Annotated in this window: 2 protein-coding genes; both read left to right on the top strand. The window is 43.7% G+C overall.

Annotated features, from left to right (window positions below; genetic code table 11):
* Positions 1-72 precede the first annotated feature (72 nt).
* Positions 73-15,822: a non-ribosomal peptide synthetase gene (locus NLX78_RS17505; RefSeq protein ID WP_254351117.1), complete on the top strand. Its 15,750-nt coding sequence runs from the start codon at positions 73-75 to the stop codon at positions 15,820-15,822.
* A 16-nt stretch (positions 15,823-15,838) separates the two neighbouring features.
* The gene (locus NLX78_RS17500) at positions 15,839-23,605 is read left to right on the top strand and encodes a non-ribosomal peptide synthetase (protein ID WP_254351116.1); all 7,767 of its coding nucleotides are present in this window, start codon (positions 15,839-15,841) and stop codon (positions 23,603-23,605) included.
* The last annotated feature ends 3 nt before the right edge of the window (positions 23,606-23,608 follow it).

Below are 23,608 nucleotides of genomic sequence, written 5' to 3'. Positions count from 1 at the left end.
CATCAATGATGTTGGAAATTGTAAATTTATTGCTGGAAGCTAATAAATCTTACGATATACGGGGGGAATAGCATGTATACAAATAGGTTTAAAACACTGGTTGATGTTATTACAGAACGGGGAAAGTGTGACAATAAATTTATTACCTTTATTGAGTCGGATCAAAACGAAACTACGCTTACTTATAAAGATTTATATTGGGAAGCTCTAGCATTTTTAAAGAATCTTCAGGATGCAGGGGTTAAACAGGGACAAGAAATTGTATTTCAAATAGAAAGTAATCGGCATTTTGTAAAAGCATTTTGGGCTTGTGTTCTTGGTGGCATGATCCCGGTACCTGTCAGCATAGGTAATAATGATGAGCATAGAATGAAACTTTTTAAAATTTGGGATGTTCTTAACGATCCTTTTTTACTCATCGAGCCCAAAATATTAAAAGACCTTGAGAAATATACTTTGAAAAGCAACCAAGATGACCTATTCGAAAACATCCGCCATCGTCATCAATTACTTCTTCAAGACCATGAACAACCCGAGCAATCCTTTGCAAAGATACACACCCCTCAATTGGAGGATATAGCATTTATTCAGTTTTCCTCCGGTTCCACAGGTGATCCTAAGGGAGTCATCCTTACACATCATAATCTCATTCATAACACAAGTGGAATTATAAATAGGACAGTCGTCACAGAGAAAGATTCGTTCTTGCAGTGGATGCCTCTAACCCATGATATGGGTTTAATTTACAATCATATTACCCCATTAGTTGCCGGAGTGAATCAGTACATTATGCCGACTTCGCTGTTCATTCGTCAGCCGGCACTCTGGATAAAAAAAGCTAGTGAACATGAAGTAAGCATTATTTCATCGCCAAACTTCGGATATAAGTATTTCATGCAATTTTTTAAACCTGAAAAAGTAAATAACTGGAATCTGTCCAAGATCCGTGCCATCATAAATGGTGCTGAACCTATCTCTCCTGAATTGTGTGACACCTTTCTTGACAAATTAGCTCCTTTTGGATTAAAAAAAACGACTATGCGAACATCATATGGTTTAGCAGAAGCATCGGTTGCAGTTGCTATCCCGCCAATCGATACTGAATATATAACCGTTTATGTTGATCGTAAGCACTTAAACATTGGAGAGTCCGTTTTGGAGGTAGACAAGACTTTTCATAATGCTCTGCCATTTGTCGTGGTCGGTGAGTCGTTAGATTATTGTGAAATCAGAATATGCAATGACGAGGATGAGGAAGTGGCGGATCGCGTTATTGGGCACATACAAATCAAAGGTGAAAATGTTACAAAGGGATACTATAACAACGAGGATTCGACATTTAAACTTTTGACGTTAGACGGATGGGTGAGAACTGGCGATCTGGGATTCTTCCGTGAAGGTCAATTAGTCGTCACAGGGAGAGCAAAGGATATTATCTTTGTAAATGGACAGAATGTTTACCCTCATGACATCGAGCGTATCGCTGAGGAAGTAGAAGGAGTCGAACTTAATCGTGTGGCGGCGTGTGGAGTTCGTGTAAATGGGATGGAATCAGAGGAAATTGTGGTATTTGTCGTATCCAAAAAGACGATAGAAAAATTTTCTCCAATTGCAACTCAATTAAAAAAACATTTGTATCGTCATGGAGGATGGACGGTTCACGATATTATACCTATTAAGCAAATGCCCAAAACGACCAGTGGGAAGTTACAGAGGTATAAGCTTGCGGCTCAGTATGAAGCGGGACATTATCAGGAGACTTCAATAATTTTAAAAGGGATCATGGAGCAAGAAAACAAAAATCAAAAATTGCCTACACTTTCGTTTGAGATCGAAAAAGTACTTCACGATATTTGCTGCGAGGTATTACTTAGGGAAGAGGTTGATACGAGAGATAGCTATTTTGATTTAGGAGCCAATTCCCTACAACTGGTTCAGATTACAGACAAAATTGAAAATCAGCTGGGGATTAAGCTTGCAGTTACCGATTTGTTTGATCATCCCTCAATAGCTCACTTGGCAGAATTTTTGGCGAACCCTGCCGATTCTGAACAACAGCATATTCCTACAGATGATACGGATGACAATCATAGCAAGGACGTGGCTATTATTGGGCTTTCTTTGGACTTACCTGGTTCTTCATCTGTTTCACAGTATTGGGATCATATTGTTCAAGGCGATGACTGTATCGGGAACTTAAGCTCTCAACGTAAGCAAGACGCCATTGATTATTTATCAGTTGTGGATCAAAGGAAGAGAGAAGAAGAGTTTATAGAAGGCGGCTTCCTAGAAGAAATTGATAAATTTGACTATGCGTTCTTCAAGCTGAGTCCTGTGGAAGCAAGCTATATGGACCCAAATCAGAGATTATTCCTTCAGACTGCATGGCATGCACTTGAGGATGGGGGCTATGCAGGGGATCGAATTCATGGACAAAAGGTAGGAGTTTACGTCGGCTTCTCAAAAGTGGGCTACGATTATGAGCGGATGCTCTCTAAAGGAGAACCGGACAAATTTCACCAGTATATTGTTGGAAATTTACCGTCAGTGCTGGCAAGTCGGATTTCTTACTTTCTTAATTTAAAAGGTCCAGCAGTAACAGTGGATACGGCGTGCTCCTCTTCACTTGTCGCGATTCATATGGCTTGTAAGGCGTTAGCGACGGGGGATTGCAAGATGGCGATTGCCGGAGGAATCCGAACGATGCTATTACCAGTGAAGCTGGGACTAGATATGGAATCGCCAAATTACAGAGCTCGTACCTTTGATGCAGAAGCGGATGGAACAGGTGTAGGAGAAGGGGTTGCAGCGGTTCTGTTGAAGCCTCTCGATCAAGCTTTGCAAGACGGAGACCGTATTTATGCAGTAATAAAAGGAAGTGCGGTGAATCAGGATGGTACAACGGTAGGAATTACTGCGCCTAGTCCTTCCGCACAGGCAGAAGTGGTGGAGGCGGCTTGGAATGATGCGGCTATTCACCCGGAAACTCTGTCATTTATCGAAGCTCATGGAACGGGAACTAAACTGGGGGACCCTATTGAGATTGCGGGATTGACACAAGCCTTTGAAAAATATACGGACAAAAAACAATTTTGTGCAATCGGTTCTGTCAAACCCAATATTGGTCACTTATTTGAAGCAGCAGGAATATCCAGTCTTATTAAAGCAGTTCTGATGCTGCAAACGAGGAAGAATCCTCCGTTGGTTCATTTTAAGAAACCTAGTTCCCGTATTAATTTTGAATTGTCGCCGTTTTATTTGACGACAGAAGTAGCCGATTTAAGTTCAAATGATGCCCCACTTCGCTGCGGAGTAAGTTCTTTTGGATTCAGTGGGACCAATGCTCATGTTGTTATGGAGGAGTTTATAGAAACGCGAACAGATAATGATTCTGTAAACACGCCAGATGGTGTTCATCTTTTCACGGTTTCCGCAAAAAATGAGACAAGCCTGCATCATTTGGTTGAGGAATATGTGGACTATTTACGCCTAAATCCAGCGGTTTCCTTGGAGCAGGTGTGCTATACCACACATATCGGCAGAGCTCATATGGAGCATAAATTAGCAGTTATTACTTCCAGCCTAGAGGATTTATTACACAAGTTGGAGCGATGGACTTCAGGGAACCAACAAGAGAATGTTCCTGATATGTATATAGGTTCTCATAAACAGAGCGTTGATCATAAACGGGAAAAAGATGATACGGTAGGTCGATTGATTACAGCTATCAGAGCAAGTGCACATACAGATATTCACGCTCTACGTCAATTGGGTGAACTGTACGTCAAAGGTATGGCTATTCCATGGCAAGCGCTTTATGCGGATGATATTAAAATAATCCAGTCGCTGCCTTTGTACCCTTTTGAACAAAATCGTTGCTGGTTTACTCCAAAAGTAGTGCAGATAAGTAACGTAGGCAGGGAGGAGAGACGTATGGAGTCCGCGTATCCAAAAGAGCTGCAAGCTATAGATCAGATCGACTACACAGCGAAGATTTCCAAAGTATTAAAAGATGTAATCAGTAAAGTTTCTGGTTTTACGGTGGAACAACTGGATGAGCAGATGCATTTTCTAGAGATGGGCTTGGATTCCATTATGCTAGTTCAAGTTCAAAAAGAAATTAGAGAACAATTTAATGTGGATGTTCCCATGAACCATTTCTTTGAAAGTGTCACAAACCTGGATCGTCTAACAACGTTTATTTCAGATTTGACATATACCACCCAATCAGTTGCGGCTGCCGATGCTCTAAGTACGGTCGATGATCGGATAGAAGCCAATCCGGAAAATACGGTTGCTGCAAAGTCTTCGTCCGAGTTGGGTGGCCTGGAAAAGTTACTCTCTCAACAAATTGAATTACTGAACAACCAACAGCTGGGACTTACTCAAGTGTTGACCAAACAACTGGAGATGCTTAGTGGCGGCCAAGGAGGAACTATTCAGGCAGCATCGTTAACCACAAACAAAGACACAGTCAGTGCTCAGCCTACATCTCTGCATGTTGTGGCAACTGACGTGCCTATCACTTCTACAATTAAAGTGAATCCAACTACTGAATCCAAACCTTTTGTACCCTATCAACCTCTACTGATCGGTGAGGAAAGTGGATACAGTGCGCGGCAAAATGATTTCTTACAGCGTTTTATTAAACGATATACTCAACGAACCCTCGGGTCCAAGAAATACACACAGGAAAGTCGACTGGTTCATGCTAATAATCGTCATGTGTCTGGGTTCCGATCCTATTGGAAAGAAATCGTATATCCAATCATTTCAGAGAGCGCTTCGGGTTCAAGGATATGGGACGTGGATGGGAATGAGTACATTGATTTAACTATGGGCTTCGGGGTTCATTTACTGGGTCATAACCCAGCTTGGCTAACCGATACTTTACGGAGCAATGTGCACGACCGTACGCCTTCGATCGGCCCTATGTCGAATACAGCAGGCGAGGTTGCTGCCTTGATTAGCGAGCTGACAGGTGTGGAGCGGGTTGCCTTTTACAATTCGGGGTCAGAAGCTGTTATGGTCGCTTTACGTTTGGCTAGAGCGGCTACAGGACGCTCCAAAATAGTGCTGTTTGCTGGTTCTTATCATGGAACATTCGATGGTGTACTGGCCGTGTCCGATCCGAACTCAAGCGGGGGAGAGGCTTTGCCCATGGCACCGGGAATTCCTTCGAGCATGATGGAGGATGTAATTGTACTCCCTTATAATCATCCGGATTCTATAAAAACTATCAGGCATTATGCACATGAACTTGCTGCCGTATTGGTGGAGCCTGTACAGAGTCGCAGACCGGATTTGCAACCAAAGGAGTTCTTGAAGCAAATTCGCGAGATAACAGCAAATTCGGGAACGGCACTTATTTTTGATGAAGTAATTACAGGATTTAGAATTCATCCAGGAGGTGCTCAGGCCTGGTTTGGAATTAAAGCTGATCTAGTTACTTACGGAAAAGTGGCGGGTGGAGGTATGCCTGTTGGCATTGTCGCCGGAAGCTCAGAGTTTATGGACACTGTAGATGGAGGTGTATGGTCGTTCGGAGACGACTCCTATCCGGAAAATACGAATATTAAAACGTTCGTAGGCGGTACTTTCTGCACGCATCCGCTGACCATGCACACGGCTCTAGCGACTTTGAAATATTTGAAGTCTGAAGGGTCGAATCTTCAGGAACAACTGAACCGAAAAACCAACGAATGGGTAGCAGCACTGAATACTTATTTTAAACAAAATAGTGTACCTATCCACATGGTGAACTATGGCTCACTATTCCGGTTTGTTTCGTTTGGCGACATTGAGCTCTTTTTCCATCTGCTGATTGACAAGGGAATTTACATTTGGGAAGGTCGCAATTGCTTTTTATCGACTGCTCATACAGATGGGGACCTTCAACAAATTACACAGGCTGTAAAGGAAAGCGTGGAGGAATTGAGAAAAGGGGGATTCTTACCTGACAATACGCCATCACCGGATGGAAATGGAAACCGAAAAAATAATGTGGTTCCCATCGAATCCTCATCGTTCCCTTTAACAAAGGAGCAGCAGCAAATTTGGTTTGCTACGCAATCCAGAAGTGATTCATCCACTGCGTTCAATGATATAGCAGCTTTGCGGATGCAGGGTCAACTGCAGCTTGATACTGTAAAACGTTCAGTTCAAGCAATTGTGAACCGGCATGAGTCGCTACGGACAGTTATTGACCTCGATGGCGAAGAACAGCATGTTCTTGACAACGTGAATGTGGTCATATCACTAAGTGATCTCTCAGGATCTCCTCCATCAGAGCATGAAGAAAAGGTCAAGCAATGGTTTGAGGAAGAGGGGAAAAGGGCGTTTGATTTGACGTCCAAAGAACCACTGTTCCGTACTCACATTTTACGTTTACAACCGGAAGAACATATTGTGGTGTTCACATTTCATCATATTGTTGCTGATGGTTGGTCGATGGTAGTGTTTATCCGTGAATGGGAGCAAGCCTACACTTCTTTCTGCAAAGGTGAAAATATAGTCACGTTGCCTGTACCGCCAAAATTCAGAGAATTTCAAGCTTGGCAACAGTTGGAACTAGAACATGCAGGAGTGAGTGAGGCAGTTTCTTACTGGACACGGACATTGGATTCCGTCCCTGTCGCCATGGACATTCCGTCTGAGGACGGTGGTATGAAGAAACCATCGTATAGAGGAAGAAGAATAAATATTCGGGCAGACAGTACGCTGGCGAGAAAGTTGAAAAAGCTTAGCATTAAAGCGGGTAACAGCTTGTTTGTTACACTGCTGACTGCATATAAGGTGTTTCTGCATCGCTTAACTGCAAACACAACGATAGTAGTGGGTATCCCTACCTCTGGACAGTCTAGAATGGAACAAATTAATTTGATCGGAAACTGTGTTAACATGTTGCCGATTGTGAGCCATATTACCAGCAAAGAATCATTATTTAAGTATATGGCACAAGTTAAGCGAGTCATGCAGGAGGTCGAACCGCTTCAAAGCTACTCTTTTGCTGATCTGATTGAGCGTATTGAGAACATACGGATACCTGAGATGAATGTCATCTTCAATATGGATCGACCGATACAGAATTTTCATTTTCATGGACTGGACGTGGAATTGATACCGACGACGATCCTGTACTCCAAATATGACATGTTTCTCAATGTGATGGAGGTCGAGGGAGAGCTTTGGTTTGATTTTGATATTAAAGCCAGCTTGGCCGCACCGGAAACAATGCAGATTTGGGCAGAGTATTTTTTACACATCCTGAATACGATTGCTGATGGGCAGGAACGGGATTTTGTAGATATCTCACTCTTAAATCAGGATGAACTGAAATATGGGGTTAAAAACTACAGTGACTATGTGGAACTCGAATCCAGCGGCATCACGGACAATGATTCACTAAGAGCCATCTATTTACTGGATTCTTATCTGCAACCTGCGCCTGTGGGGACGATCGGGGAATTGCATGTAGTACAGGAAAACGAATCTCCTTACGAAAATTCAGGGTATTTACCGACAGGAATCCTGGCTTTGCGAACCGCAAACGGTGAATTGCGATTGTTGGGACCTGTTCAGAAGCGAGCCTATATAAAAGGACATGCCATATATACTGAACAGCTTGAACGATTTATTACCTCTATTCCACAAATTAGCGAGTGCCAAGTTATAGCACAGAGTACAGAGAGCACGGCAGACACACATTTGATTGCTTACATTACGAGTCTTAATGATGGAATAGAGGATATCCTTCGCAAACAATTGCGAAATCATTTGCAAGAACAATGGGTACCTCAACAGATCATTAAGCTTGAACAAATGCCCTTGAATTCGAAGGGATATGTAGACTTGTCGCAACTTTCTACTATGAAACAAGTTGTTAGCAAAGAAGCTGTTGAGGCAGTTAGTACCACGGAGAGAAGAGTAGGGGAAATTTGGGAAACGGTGCTGGGATTAAATCGTGTTAGGTCCGATGACAATTTCTTTGATCTAGGAGGAGATTCGTTAAAGGCGACTCTCTTGCTTGCTAGAGTTCATCAAGACTTTGGCAAACGAATCCCCTTGAATGTACTTTTTCATTCACAGACAGTTTCGGCTTTGGCCAAAGTGATCGAAGGGGCAAAACAAGGAACAGTCGTCTCTATTAAAAAGCTTGAAGAATGTACGCATTATGCAATATCTGATGCTCAAAGACGTATGTTTGTCTTGCAGGATATGGGGATAGGTACAGCTTACAATATTACGGGCCAGGTGCGTATTGATGGGGATCTAGACATCCCCCGTCTTCAGAAGGCTTGCCTGGATTTGATTCGGCGTCATGAATCATTTCGTACTTCTTTTAATATCGTGGATGGCGAAATTGTACAAGTGATTCATGAAGAGTCGGCTTTTGAAATCAAAGTCACAGAAATACTGGAGAAAGATGCAAACGAGATGAGCCGCTTGTTTGTCCGTCCGTTTGATTTGCGCCAATGGCCACTCTTCCGAGCAGAATTGTTTCGCTTTGCAGCTAATAAACATATGTTGGTTATGGATATGCATCACAGTATTGCAGATGGGCTTTCGTTATCCATTTTCCTCAATGAACTCGTGCAACTGTATCGGAGTGAAATATTAGCTCCAATACAAATCCAATATAAAGATTTTGTCGTCTGGCAAAAGGAACAATATACTAGCAACCGTTTGTTTGAACAGGAACACTATTGGAAAAATGTTTTGAACGGAGAATTACCTATACTGGCAATGCCTACGGACTTCCCTAGACCATTACATCAAAGCTACGAAGGGGCTGTGTTGTCGTATAGCATCACTCCGACAATGACAGAAGAATTAAAAAAACTTGCCAAAAATACGGGGACTACGGCTTTTATGATCCTGCTTGCGGCTTATAATATACTGCTCGCGAAGTATACGGGTCAGGAAGATATTATTGTAGGAACGGCGGTGGCAGGGCGTCAGCATCCGGACACGGAAACAATGATCGGAATGTTTGTCAACACGTTAGCTTTGCGGAATCGTCCGTCTCCTCAGCGGAGTTTTCATTCGTTTTTGCAAGAGGTCAAGGAAACGACTCTGCGAGCTATGGATTATCAGGACTATCCTTTTGAGGCATTGATTGAGAGACTGGATATCCGTCGTGACCAAGGACGAAACCCTTTGTTTGATACGATGTTTGTCATGCAGAATTTTGAGATGAGTTCTCTTGAAGCGAATGGAGTAAAATTTCATCCGAGTGAATTCAATCCAGGGATTTCCCAATTCGATTTGGTGTTAAGCGCTGACGAATGGCAGGAGGGCCTAGCCTTACGTTTCAACTATTGTACCCAATTGTTCCGATCAGAAACGATTGACCGCCTTGCTAGCCTTTATATACAAATATTACGTTCTATTTTAGAACAACCTTGGAGCGAGATTGCGAAGTTGGAGTGGTTACCTGAGGAAGAGAAGTTGAAGCTAATACATGGCTTTAATACCTTCGATCTGCCCACTTCATCTGTGATGGAGAAAACAGGGACGCTGCACTTGCAATTCGAAGAGCAAGCCCTCAAAAATCCTGATCATATGGCTGTTATTCATCAGGGACATGGAATTACTTATAAAGAGCTGAACGAGAAGTCAAATCAGCTGGCGAGGGCATTAATGAAGCGGGGAGTAGGGGCAGAAACTGTAGTCGGCTTAATGGCGGGCCGTTCATTAGATTTGGCCGTTGGTATGTTGGCTATTTTAAAAGCCGGTGGCGCCTATCTTCCAATCGACAGTTCTTATCCAGAAGAACGAATTCACTTTATGCTTGAGGATAGCGGGGCTGCTCTCCTGTTGTTGAATGACTCATCTAATTACAATGCTACTACTTATGAAGGTTTAGTCCTAAATATGGACGATGATGAGTGGTATAAAACAGAATGCAAGTTGTCTTCAAAGTGGGAATCGGATTCAAGTCATTTGGCATATGTGATCTATACATCGGGCTCAACCGGTACTCCTAAAGGAGTTTGTATTGAGCATCGAGCGATATTAAATACGTTATCTTGGAGAATAAATGAATATGCACTAGAAGCAGCAGACCGTATCCTGCCAATGCTGTCTAGCTCATTTGATGCTTTTGTGGGTGCCTTTTTTACTCCGCTGCTGTCTGGAAGTACGGTAGTGCTGCCTACGAATGAGGAACTGAGTGAATTATCGGCTCTGAAGACCTTAATTTTATCAAATCATATTACACATCTCGTGTGTACTCCTTCCATGTACATGTCTATTATAGAGGGTCTGACTCCAGATGAAGTCAAGTCTCTCAAGGTTGTAACGTTAGGCGGTGAGAAAGCAACGAAACGGTTGATAGAAGCCAGCCAAGCCAAACATCCTGGCATTCAATTGTTCAATGAGTATGGTCCAACAGAAAATAGTGTAGTTACAACGATGTTACGAGATATTGGGCCTGAAGAAGTGGGGTGTATTGGAAAGCCGATTCCTAATACGGGCGTTCTCATTCTGGATCAATACTTGCAGTTGCGGCCCATAGGACTTCCAGGAGAATTATGCGTTTGGGGTAAAGGAATTGCGCGAGAATATCGTAATCGTCCTGAGCTTACGGCGCAGAAATTTATCCCACACCCTTATTTGGACAATATGAAGCTCTACAGAACAGGAGATTTAGCGAGATGGTTACCTGACGGAACGCTAGAGTATCTTGGCCGCGCAGATCAACAAGTTAAAATCAGGGGCTACCGGATTGAGCCAGGTGAAATTGAAAGCACATTGTTGGCTCATAGAGCGGTAAAAGAGGCAGCAGTAGTGATTAAAGGAACAGATGACAATCCGTATTTATGCGCTTATGCCGTTTTGCGGGAATCGGTTACAGTAGATGTTTTGAAAGACTATCTGTCGTCAAGCCTGCCTCATTATATGGTACCAGCCCATGTATTCTTGTTGGATGCGATGCCGCTGACAGCAAACGGCAAAGTTAGTAAAAGTGCATTACCTGAACCAGGGGAGCATTCTAGCGAAGAATTACAGCACGTTGGGCCCAATAATGAAACGGAGCAGCTATTGATCGAAATGTGGCAGGATCTGCTGGAGATTTCTCCGATTGGTATACACGATCATTTTTTTGAAATAGGTGGGCACTCGATGAAAGCGACCCTGTTGACTGCGAAAATCAACGAGGTCTTTCATATCGAAATTTCAACTCAAGATATATTTGGGGCACCAACAATCGAAGCGCTCTCCAAGAAGATTCTTGCTGCCAAACCCACAGATTACCAACGAATTGAGGCAGTGACTGAGGGAGCTTATTATGAGGTTTCTCCAGCACAATCCAGATTGTTGGCCGTGCTACCGCTAGATGAGACGGGTGTGGCTTACAACATGTCGGCAGCATTGATGATCGAAGGTCATGTAGATCGAAGAAGAGTGGAGCGTACCTTTGAACAATTATTAGCCCGGCATGAAGCATTTCGGACCTCGTTCGGATACGTGGATGATAGAGCGGTGCAATTTGTACAACCAGAGGTAAGCTTTGAACTTGGCTTTGCCCGGGCTGCTGGTGATATTACGACAAAGGGCATAGATACATTGATCCATAATTTCATCCGTCCTTTTGATGTTGGTAAAGCCCCACTATTTCGGGCGGAGCTTCTTCAAATGGATCGTGATAAGTTTATGCTTCTTATTGATATGCACCATTTGATAGCTGATGGTACTTCTATCGACACTATTATTAACGAATGGAACAAGCTGTACAAGGGAGAAGAACTTCCCGCTTTACCGCTTCAATACAAAGATTACTCTGCTTGGCTCAGATCGAATACAGAAATTCATGCAAAGCAAGAACAGTATTGGCTTGATCAATATAAAGGAGAACTTCCCGTTCTAGATCTGCCTACAGACTATCAGCGGCCACAATTGCAGAGTTTTGTTGGAGATATGGTGAAAGTCGAGCTGTCCGAAAAGCTTATAGAACAGTTGAATCTCACGTGTATTCAAACAGATAGCACACTCTTTATGCTTCTATTTGCTGCCTATAATGTGCTGCTGGGGAAATATGCGGGACAGGAAGATATCGTAATCGGCATTCCAACATCTGGACGGACGCATGCAGATACCAATGGGATCGTAGGGTTATTCGTCAATACCCTGGCTATTCGAAACCATCCGGTTAGTCATAAGAGCTTCAAAACCTTTTTGAACGAAGTAAAAGAAAACACGCTGCAAGCTCTGCAAAATCAATCGTATTCATTTGCCGAACTGGTCGATAAGCTGTCCATCAAGAGAGACCTGAGTCGAAATCCGTTGTTTGACACGATGTTCTCCTTTATGAATACGGATGCACAGCAGTGGCAAGCCGATAACCTTAATTTTGAGCTATATCCGTTTAAAACGGGGATTTCCAAATTCGATCTTGTACTGAATGCCGAACAAAAGGCTGGGAGAGTTCATCTGGAATTTGAGTACAGTACAAAACTGTATAAAAAAGAAACAATTGAGCTTCTCGTCGAGCATTACCTGAATGTATTGGAGGAAGTAGTCCAAAACGCTGATATGGCATTGACTGATATTAATCTTCTAAGCGCAACAGAAGCGGCTGCTATGGAGGAACGGTATAACAGCACTCATACAGCTTATCCACAGCCAAGACCCATACATCATTATATTGAGGAGCAGGCTGATAGAAGACCGGATGCTAAAGCTGTTATCTATCAAGATCAGGTGCTGACCTACAAGGAGTTAAATGATCAGGCGAACGCGATAGCAAGCAATTTGTTGGCTAAAGGAATTGGACTAGGAAGTTATGTGCCTATACTCATGGAACGGAGCCTGGAACTGGTAGTATCCATACTGGCTGTTATGAAAACAGGTGCTGCTTTTTCGCCTCTTGATACAGAGTGGCCTATTGACCGCTTACAGAGCGCCCTGCAGGATTTGGGAAGTTCTACCTTATTGGTCAATTCAAGTACACCTATCAGTTCAGAAATAAATGCTGAAGAGTATCTAGTTATAGACTGCTCTGTAGTCGAAAAGAGGAGTAACGCTATCAGTAACCCGGCAGTAGATGTAGATATGGAATCACCAATCTATGTAATCTTCACTTCGGGTTCAACCGGCAAACCCAAAGGAGTTATTGCTGCCCATAAAGGAATCACCAATCGTTTTCTATGGATGAACGACTATTTTGGAACATCGGCTGCACAAAGTGTTCTCCAGACGACTCATCATGTATACGACAGCGCGGTATGGCAATTGTTTTGGCCATTAATGAACGGCGGAACGACCGTGTTGCCGGAAACAGGCATGACGGTGGATGCTACGTACATGACGAATATCATTGAACAGGAGCGTATTTCTTTTACAGACTTCGTTCCATCCGTATTTAATGCTATTGTCAACCAGTTGGACCCAAATTCACCTCGAACCAAGCAATTGGATTCTCTTCAACAAGTTATTCTTGGTGGTGAAGAAATTACGCCATCGACGGTTCATACGTTTTTAACCATTTTTCCTCATGTTCAAATCACGAACCTGTATGGTCCAACGGAGGCAAGTATAGGCTGTGTTGCTTATCAAGTGACAGGAGATGAAGACAGAATTCCTATCGGAAAGCCAATTGCCAATACCAAGATTTATATATTGGACCCTGGACTAAAAAGGGTTCCCGTAGGAATCACAGGAGAAATGTATATTGCAGGTACACCGCTTGGGATTGGATATTTGAATGATCCGACTAAAACGAAGGCCAGCTTTATAGATAATCCTTATTCAATGCCTGGCTATGAAAAGCTCTATAAAACGGGGGATTTAGCTAAATACTTGCCTGACGGTAACATTGCTTTCCTGGGTAGATCCGATTTTCAGGTCAAAATTCGCGGCTACAGGATTGAGCTTAGTGAAATTGAATATCATCTTTTAGGCATAGCTGATATTCAGGAAACTGTCGTAATGGTCAAAGAGAATAAGGGAAGTTCTTATTTATGCGCGTATGTGGTATCAGCTAATCCATTAGATACGGATCATATCAAAATGCAGTTGGCTAAGGAGCTTCCTGATTACATGATACCTTCGGTGTATGTTCCGCTTGACGTGATCCCCATTACACCTGGCGGAAAGATTAACCGTAAAGCATTACCTGAACCTGACTGGAGTGGTGCCTTAGAAGTGGAGTATGTGGAACCAACAGGTGAGACTGAAGTATTGCTGGCCCAAATATGGGAGGAAGTGCTTGCCGTAACAGGCGTGAGTGCAACTCACAACTTCTTTGATTTGGGAGGAGACTCTATTAAGGGTCTGCAAATCGTCTCGCGTTTGAACACACATGGCTACAAGCTAAGCATTAAAGAATTATTTTTGTACCCTCAGATTAGACAATTGAGCCCATTCGTTAAGGTGATCCGTCGGAAAATTAGTCAGGAAGCTATTGAGGGAGAGCTGCCTTTAACGCCAATACAGCAGCGATTCTTCCACCTACAGAAGATAAGTCCTCAGCATTTTAATCAGTCCGTCATGCTATTTTCCGAAGACGGTTTTGATGAGCAAGGGATTGTGGCTGCATTTGACTGCATCATTAAACAGCATGATGCCTTAAGAATGACATTCTGTCAGAGAGAAGATCGCGTCGTTCAATACAATGAAGGGCTAAATAATCAACCACTATCCTTGACGATAAAATCACTGCCTGAAGGTCTACCAGCAGAAGCATGGATTGAGCAAGAAGCAACGGCTATTCAAAGTAGCTTCGATCTCACAATCGGCCCTTTAATGAAGCTGGGATTATTCCGGACTGCTGAGGGAGATCACCTGCTCATTGCAGTTCATCACCTGGTAGTTGACGGGGTTTCGTGGAGAATTATTTTACAAGATTTTACGTCCCTTTATCAGCAATATCAGCAGGGGGCAGCACTACTCTTGCCAGACAAAACAGATTCGTACCGCTCTTGGGCACAAGAAATAAGCCAATATGCAACAAGCGAGGAGCTGGCACAAGAACTGGAATACTGGACACAGCTGGAGCAAACCGAGTCTGGAACGTTACCTAAAGATAGCTCCTATGAAACCAATATGTTGCGTGATAGCGAAAATGTAAGTGTCTCACTTGATAATGAGAACACTAGTAAATTATTAAGACAGGTGCACCAGGCCTACAATACTGAAATTAATGACATTTTGCTCACTGCTCTTGGATTAAGTATCAAAGAATGGACTCAGCAGTCTCGTGTGTTGATCTATCTTGAAGGGCATGGGCGAGAAGAAGTGTTTCAGGAAATGAACATTTCCAGAACCGTTGGTTGGTTCACAACAATGTATCCATTTTTACTGGATGTGGACAATGCGCATGATCTTTCATATCAGATTAAGAACATCAAAGATAGCCTTAGAAGGATACCGAACAAGGGCTTTGGGTATGGGGTATTAAACTATGCTCAAGTGAATGAGTCTGGTGTGACTGCCTTTCAAGTCGCTCCTGAAATTGCCTTTAATTATATGGGGCGTTTTGATACGGAACTAGATACAGATGTATTTACACTTTCTAAATTTTCTTCAGGAGAAGAGGCTAGTCCCTTTACGGAAAGATCCGTAGCGTTAGATATCAACTGCATTATTAATGAGAGTGAACAGTTAATTATTACATGCAACTATAACAAGCAAGAATACCAGCAACAAACCATTGAACAACTATTATATTTATTCCAAAAACATTTGACGAATCTAATCGACCATTGCTGCAGCAAACAAGTAACGGAACAAAGTCCAACTGATTTTCTCTATGACAAGTTGTCAATCGATGAGTTTCAGAACCTGTCCCAACTTTTAAGTAACAAACTAAACTTGTAGCAAAGTGGTGAGCCGTATGAGAAACGCACTCATTCAAAACATTTATCCATTGACACCCATGCAGGAGGGGCTTCTATATCACTCCATTTTAGACGAGCACTCAGAAGCATATTTTGATCAGACGGTCATTACCTTAAAGGAACGGTTGAATGCAGAGACGCTGAAGGAAAGCTTCCAAACCCTAATTGACCGTTATGATGTATTACGGACTGTGTTTGTTTATAAAGAAACAGACCAACCGTTACAAGTCGTGCTGGCTAATAAAGAGGCAACGATTGATTATAGAGACATTACAGAATTAAATGAAGCAGAACAACGTTTATATGTTGATAATTTTACGATTAATGATCGAAAAATGCGTTTTGATCTGGAAAAGGATCTCCTTATTCGGATAAGTGTTCTTGCATTAAGTGATACAAGCTGCAAAATGGTTCTAAGCTTTCATCACATCATTATGGATGGCTGGTGTATTGGTACAATTGCGAAGGATCTGTTCCAAATTTACAGAGCTTATTCTCTCGGGAAGAAGCCAAAATTGGACGCAGTATTTCCATATAGCCGGTATATCAGTTGGTTAGGGCAGCAAAATAAGAAGACAGCTCTTGCTTATTGGGAACAACAATTATCAGGTGTGGAAGAGCAAAGTGGCTTACCTCTTAGCAGCAAGTCAACTGAGGATGGAAGCTACAAGCTGAACAACCATATTTTCACCTTGGACGAGCAGTTAACCCGTGGTTTGGAAATGATAGCACAACAAAATCAGGTAACCTTAAGTTCTGTATTTCATGGGATATGGGGTCTGTTGCTGCAAAGATACAATAACACCAAAGATGTGGTATTTGGTTCCGTTGTTTCCGGCCGTCCAGCTGAGCTGGAAGGGTCGGAGAAAATGGTTGGATTATTTATTAATACGATTCCTGTACGTATTTGTCATAAAGAAGCACAAACATTTTCCCAGATAATCAAGCAATTTCAGCAGAATATGATGGAATCGGGGAAGTACCATTTTCTATCCTTGGCTGATATTCAGATGCTAACCCCACTGGGTAAGAGCTTGATCCACCATATCATAGCGTTCGAGAACTATCCAATTACTGAAGAGCTTGCTGGTGGTGAAGGAGAACAGCTTGTTTCAATTGTGGAAACCGAGGGCTTTGAGCAAACGAATTATGATTTTAATATTGGAGTCATTCCTGGTAAAGAATTGAAGGTTAAGTTTGGCTATAACAGTATTGCTTATCAAGCTTCAGATATTGAAAGAATTGAACTGCACCTAAAACAAATAGCTGAACAGGTAGTTTCTAATCCGCACATGAATGTGGATGATATTGATTTGCTTTCTGGCGAGGAAAAATACAGAATCCTGCGAGATTTTAATGATACAGATGCCTTATATCCTCAAAGTCAAACGATTCAACAGCTATTCGAAGAGCAGGTGGCGCTGACGCCGAATCGTTTGGCAGCAGCATTCGCTGATGAGCGGTTAACTTATCTGGAATTGAACGAACGGGCTAACCGCTTGGCTCGCGTCTTGAGGATGAAAGGGGTGCATACCGGCCAGATTGTTGGGATTGCAGCCTATCGCTCACCGGAGATGCTAGTCGGGATCATGGCTATTCTTAAGGCAGGAGGGGCTTACTTGCCAATCAATCCAGAGGATCCTCTGGAACGAATTCAATATATAGCGGGTAACAGCGGAGCTTCCATCCTGCTGGTGCAGCAGGAAATCCAATCTACATTGAAGGATCTTTCACAGAATATCAGCGTGCTTGCGATCGGAGCAGACTGGGCAACTGAAAAAACTAATCTTGAACCTTACAGTGGGCCGGAGGATGTAGCTTACGTAATTTATACTTCCGGTTCTACAGGTAAGCCTAAAGGAGTTATGATTCGTCACACCTCTATAGTGAATCGACTTCATTGGATGCAAAAAAAGTATCCGATTGGTGTGGACGATATCATTTTACAGAAAACACCTTACACCTTTGATGTTTCTGTATGGGAACTATTTTGGTGGGCTATAGCCGGAGCTTCAGTCTACTTTCTTCCACCTGATGGGGAGAAGGATCCCAAGCTACTGGTGGACACGGTGGCAGAACAGAAAATTACAACCCTTCATTTTGTGCCTTCCATGTTGTCTGTTTTTTTGGAGTATGTTGAGCAGCACCAAGCAGAGGGGAAACTCAGCAGTATTAAACGAGTTTTCGCTAGCGGGGAGGCACTAACAGTAAAGCAAGCCAGACGGTTTAATACTCTGCTTCGAAAGCCGAATGGCACAACTCTGCATAATTTATACGGACCAACGGAGGCAACAGTGGATGCAACATGGTTTGATTGCCCGGATGGAGATGATTTGCAGAGTATTCCAATTGGTAAGCCTATTGACAATACCCGGTTGTACATTTTGGATCAGGAGAGGAGACTGCTTCCTGTTGGTATTCCGGGGGAACTTCATATTGCTGGCACAGGAGTAGCCCTAGGCTACATTAATCAACCCGATCTAACGGACGAAAGATTCACGGATAGTCCATTCGTTTTCGGAGAGCGCATGTATAAGACAGGGGACTTGGCAAAGTGGCTCCCCGACGGCAATGTGGAGTATCTCGGAAGAACAGACCACCAGGTGAAAATCCGTGGATATCGTATTGAGACTGGAGAAATCGAAAAGGTCCTGCTCTCTCATCATGACATCAGAGAAGCCGTTGTTCTATCTAGAAAAGACCAAGAAGACGAAACGTATTTATGCGCTTATATTGTTTCGGACCGTGAACTCTTAACACAGGAAATACGATCCTATTTGAAAGCGTCTCTGCCCTTGTATATGGTACCTGCTCATCTGATACAGATTGCTACGATACCTCTTACGCCTAATGGAAAGGTGAACCGAGGAGCGCTTCCTGAGCCCCATCATGTGATTCGGGAGCAGGGGGTTGTAGCTCCTCGAACAGATACAGAAACTCGTCTAGTACGTTTGTGGGAGGATATTCTGCATGTGAGCCCCATAGGTGTACACAGCCATTTTTTTGAACTGGGTGGACATTCGCTGAAGGCTACAATACTGATCGGGAAAATTATTCGAGAATTCCAGGTCGAGTTGCCTATGCGTGAAATATTTGAGTACCCAACTGTGGAAAGCATGAGCAAACTCATTGAATGTACAATCGGGAGAGGGGCAGGTACATTTACCGAAATTGCTCTACTTTCTGATCAAACTTATTATCCAGTTTCCTCCTCGCAAAGACGTCAGATGATATTGCATCAACTTGAAGGAGCGGAACTGGTTTACAATATGCCTTCTGTCATGCTCGTTCAAGGCCATCTGGATCAGGAACGGTTGAAAATGGCTTTCAACACTCTGATTCACAGGCATGAAGCATTGCGCACTTCTTTTTCATGGATCAACGGAGAGCCGGTTCAAAGCGTACATGACGAAGTAGAATTTGAGTTGAAAATTCATAGTCTGACCAACAAAGAGGATTCAGAGGAACAGCAAATAGAAACGGTGCTAAGTGAATTCGTTCAACCGTTTGACCTGAGCCGTGCCCCTTTATTAAGAGGCGAGCTGATCCCGTTGGCAGAGAACAAAAATATGCTGCTGGTTGATTTACACCATATTATTTCGGACGGCGTTTCTATGTCTATTATTATGGATGAATTTGTAAAATCATATGATGGACGGGCGCTTCCGCCTCTATCCGTTCAGTACAAAGATTATGCTAACTGGCATAATGAGCAAATAAATCATGGATTTATTAAAGAGCAGGAATCCTACTGGCTGGATCTCTTTAAACATGAGCCGCCTGTACTGGAGCTACCAACGGATTTCCCAAGACCGTCTATTCAAAGCTATGAAGGTAACACGGTATCCCGAATCCTGGGCGATGATATAACAGAGCCACTTCACAAACTTGCAGCTGAAACTCAAAGTACATTGTTCATGATTTTACTGGCTGTATATAACGTTGTTTTGTCCAAGCATGCACGACAAGACGACATTGTCATCGGTACACCGGTTGCTGGGAGAAGACATCCAGATACAGAAAAGATCGTCGGCATGTTTGTTAATACGTTGGCACTACGTACTAGCCCTTCAGCGGAGAAGAGTCTTTCAGCTTTTCTGGACGAAGTTAAGGAAACGGTTTTATCTGCTTTTGAGCATCAGGAATATCCCTTTGAGCAATTGGTCGAAAAGCTTGCGCTGCGGAGAGATGTGAGCCGAAGCCCGATCTTCGACACCATGTTTGTCATGCAAAATACAAAAGGACAGCCACTACAATCTAGTGGATTGGAATTCAAACCATTTCCGTTCAATCCAGGTGTTTCCCGATTTGATTTAACCTTGAGTGCGGAAGAAACAGGTAGCTACCTTCATTTGAATTTGGAGTATAACAGTGCTTTGTTCCAAAAGGACACTGTCGAACGCTTCTTGGATCATATGGTGGTGGTGCTAAGGTCGTTTGTAGCTAATAGCACACAAACCATAGGTGATACCGATTTGTTAACAGTGGTAGAAAAAGAATTGATTTTGAAGAAATTCAACGGGACGGCTGCGCCTTATCCAAGGGAGAAGACGATTCATCAATTGTTTGAGGAGCAGGTGGAGCGAACACCGGAACATCCGGCAGCCCTATACAAAGATCGGCAATTGACGTACCGGGAGCTGAATGCCCAAGCGAATCGGGTGGCTCACGTCCTACGGAAGAAAGGGATCGGGCCCGACCAGATGGTGGGCATCGCAGTTCATCGATCGCTGGAGATGATCGTCGGCCTGCTGGGGATTTTGAAGGCAGGCGGGGCGTATCTGCCGCTACATCCAGAGGACCCGGAAGAACGGCTGGGATTCATGCTGGAGGATAGCGGGGCATCTATCCTGCTGACCCAGCGGGATCAGTTGGACCGCCTTCATCCGCACGGAGCCAATCGCGAGCTGATCGCTATCGAAGATCTGCTGATGGAGGGGATGGAGCTTACAGGAGAAGAGTGCGAGAAGAACCCGGAACCCGTTAACCGCTCAACCGATTTGGTGTACGTGATTTATACGTCAGGCTCCACCGGCAAGCCGAAGGGGGTCATGATTGAGCACGCATCGCTGATCAACCGTCTGCACTGGATGGAAAAACGAATTCCGTTTGGAGCGGAGGATGTGATCCTGCAAAAAACGCCTTACACCTTTGACGTATCGTTGTGGGAGCTGTTTTCGTGGGCGATTCAGGGAGCGACGGTATGCTTTCTGGAGCCGGGAGGCGAGAAAGACCCGGCAACGATAGCCGAAACGGTTAAGGCCAACGGGGTAACAGCGATTCATTTTGTGCCATCCATGCTGGGAGCATTTCTGGAGTATATCGAGCATAGCGGAGCCGCTAGGAAAATGCGCAGTGTCCGGCGAGTATTTGCCAGCGGGGAAGCGCTGATGACTGAACATGTCCGCCGATTTAACCGTTTGCTGGGAGCCGAAGGAGCCACGTTGCATAACCTGTATGGACCGACAGAGGCAACGGTAGAGGTGGCGTATTACGACTGTCCTGCCGAGCAGGAACCGGAGAGCATTCCGATCGGGAAGCCGATTGATAACGTGAAATTGTACATTTTGGACAGTAAAGATCGATTGCAGCCGATAGGTGTACCGGGCGAACTGCATATTGGAGGGGACTGCGTAGCCCGGGGATATGTGAATCGAAAAGAACTGACGGAGGAGAAGTTCGTAGAGGACCCATATGCGGCGGGTGGACGGATGTACCGGACAGGAGACTTGGCGAGATGGCTGCCGGATGGAAACATTGAATATATGGGACGGATCGACCATCAGGTGAAAATTCGGGGCTACCGGATCGAACTGGGTGAGATTGAAGCGGCAATACTGGCCTACGAAGGGGTCCAGACGTCCGTAGTGCTTGCTCGTGATGACCGTTCTGGGGGAAGTTATTTATGCGCCTATGTTGAACATGCCCAGGAATTCAATGTACAAGCATTAAAGGCTCGTATTAAAGAAGTCCTTCCCGAGTATATGGTGCCTGCTTATATCGTATCTATGGAAGCTATGCCTTATCTATCGAGCGGCAAGATCGACAGAAAAGCATTGCCTGAGCCTGATCACAGTCTGTCGATTGAGGTAGATTATATTCCTCCTTCCAATAAGGTTGAAACGTTGATGGTGGAAATCTGGCAAGAGGTTCTTGGCTATGCTCCTATCGGAACGAATCATAACTTTTTTGAATTGGGCGGGGATTCGATTAAAGCTATTCAAATTTCCACACGTCTAAGCAAGCACGGATATCGCATGGAAATTAAGGACCTTTTCCGTCATCAAACGATAGGTAGCCTGACTCCAGATCTAAGAGCAGTCAGTGTTCAAGCCGAGCAAGGGATTATTGAAGGAGAGGCTGAGCTATCCCCTATCCAACGATGGTTTTTTGAGCAAAAGTTCACGGAATCCAACTATTGGAACCAGGCCGTTATGTTGTATAGCCAAAATGGGTGGAAGGAAGAACTGGTCGATCAGGTGTTGTGTAAGCTGACTGAGCATCATGATGCCTTACGAATGACATATACAGCGAATCAGGACAAAATTATTCCCATCATTCATGGTACGAATCGAAAGGCATATGCTCTTACTGCTCTGGATGTAAGCCATGAGTCATCCATTGAAGAAGCAATCCAGACCCTCAGCGAAGCGATTCAGCGGCGCATGAATTTAGAAAACGGTCCGCTTGTGCAAGCGGGGTTGTTTCACACCGCTCAAGGTGATCACTTACTACTCGCGATTCATCATTTGGTGGTAGATGGAGTTTCTTGGAGAATTCTATTGGAAGATTTGGAGCAGGGGTATATGCAGGCACTTAATAATGAAGAAATCCTCTTTCAGGCGAAGACCCATTCGTGGAAGGATTGGACCCATCGCCTTGGTGATGATGCAAAGGGTGGGCGTCCAGCTCGTTACAAACGTTATTGGGAGAATGTAATCCGTCATGCCAGTAAACCGCTTCATAAAGACTATCCGGCCGCTGACAGAAGAGGGAAAGACCTGGAAATCTGCAACGTAAGGCTTTCCAAGCAACAAACAGATCGTCTACAGAAGGATGTACACAAGGCTTATAGTACGAATGTAAACGATCTACTGTTGACAGCCTTTGGACTGGCATTGAGAGACTGGACTGATGATGACGAATTTACCATTTTGTTGGAAGGGCACGGACGGGAACAGATTTTTGATGATATAGATATAACCAGAACGGTCGGCTGGTTTACTACGATGTATCCTATTCATCTGGATATGAAGCATAATACTGATTTAGCTTACCAAATTAAGCTGACCAAGGAAGCGTTGCGACGTGTTCCTAATAAGGGCATTGACTTCGGAATTCTGGAATATATGACCCTACACGATTTGAAAAGTACTAATCAGGGAAATTTTGCACCTGAAATTCGCTTTAATTATCACGGCCAGATTGATTCAGGCTCCGTTGCGCCTTTATTTGTCGAATCAAAGTATTCTGCGGGTCGAACAGTAAGTGAGGAGACCGAGACACCATTTGTGCTTGATATTAATGGAAGTATCGAACAGGGGATATTAACCCTCGGGATTGAGTATAGCAGTCGTGAATATGCTGAATCGAGTATTCAAAAATTGGGAAATTTCTTGCAAAGTCGTTTGCTAGAAATTATTGAGCATTGCTCTGAAAAGAAGGAGAAGGAATGGACTCCCGCAGATGTGAGCGATGAGAATCTTTCAATTAACGATTTGGATGAGATTATGGCCTACTATAAAAATAATACATCTTCCTAGGCG

It is taken from the genome of Paenibacillus sp. Lou8.1, assembly GCF_024213565.1.
In the GTDB taxonomy this organism is placed as follows: Bacteria; Bacillota; Bacilli; order Paenibacillales; family Paenibacillaceae; genus Paenibacillus; species Paenibacillus polymyxa_B.
This window is presented reverse-complemented; position numbering and strand designations above follow the sequence as displayed.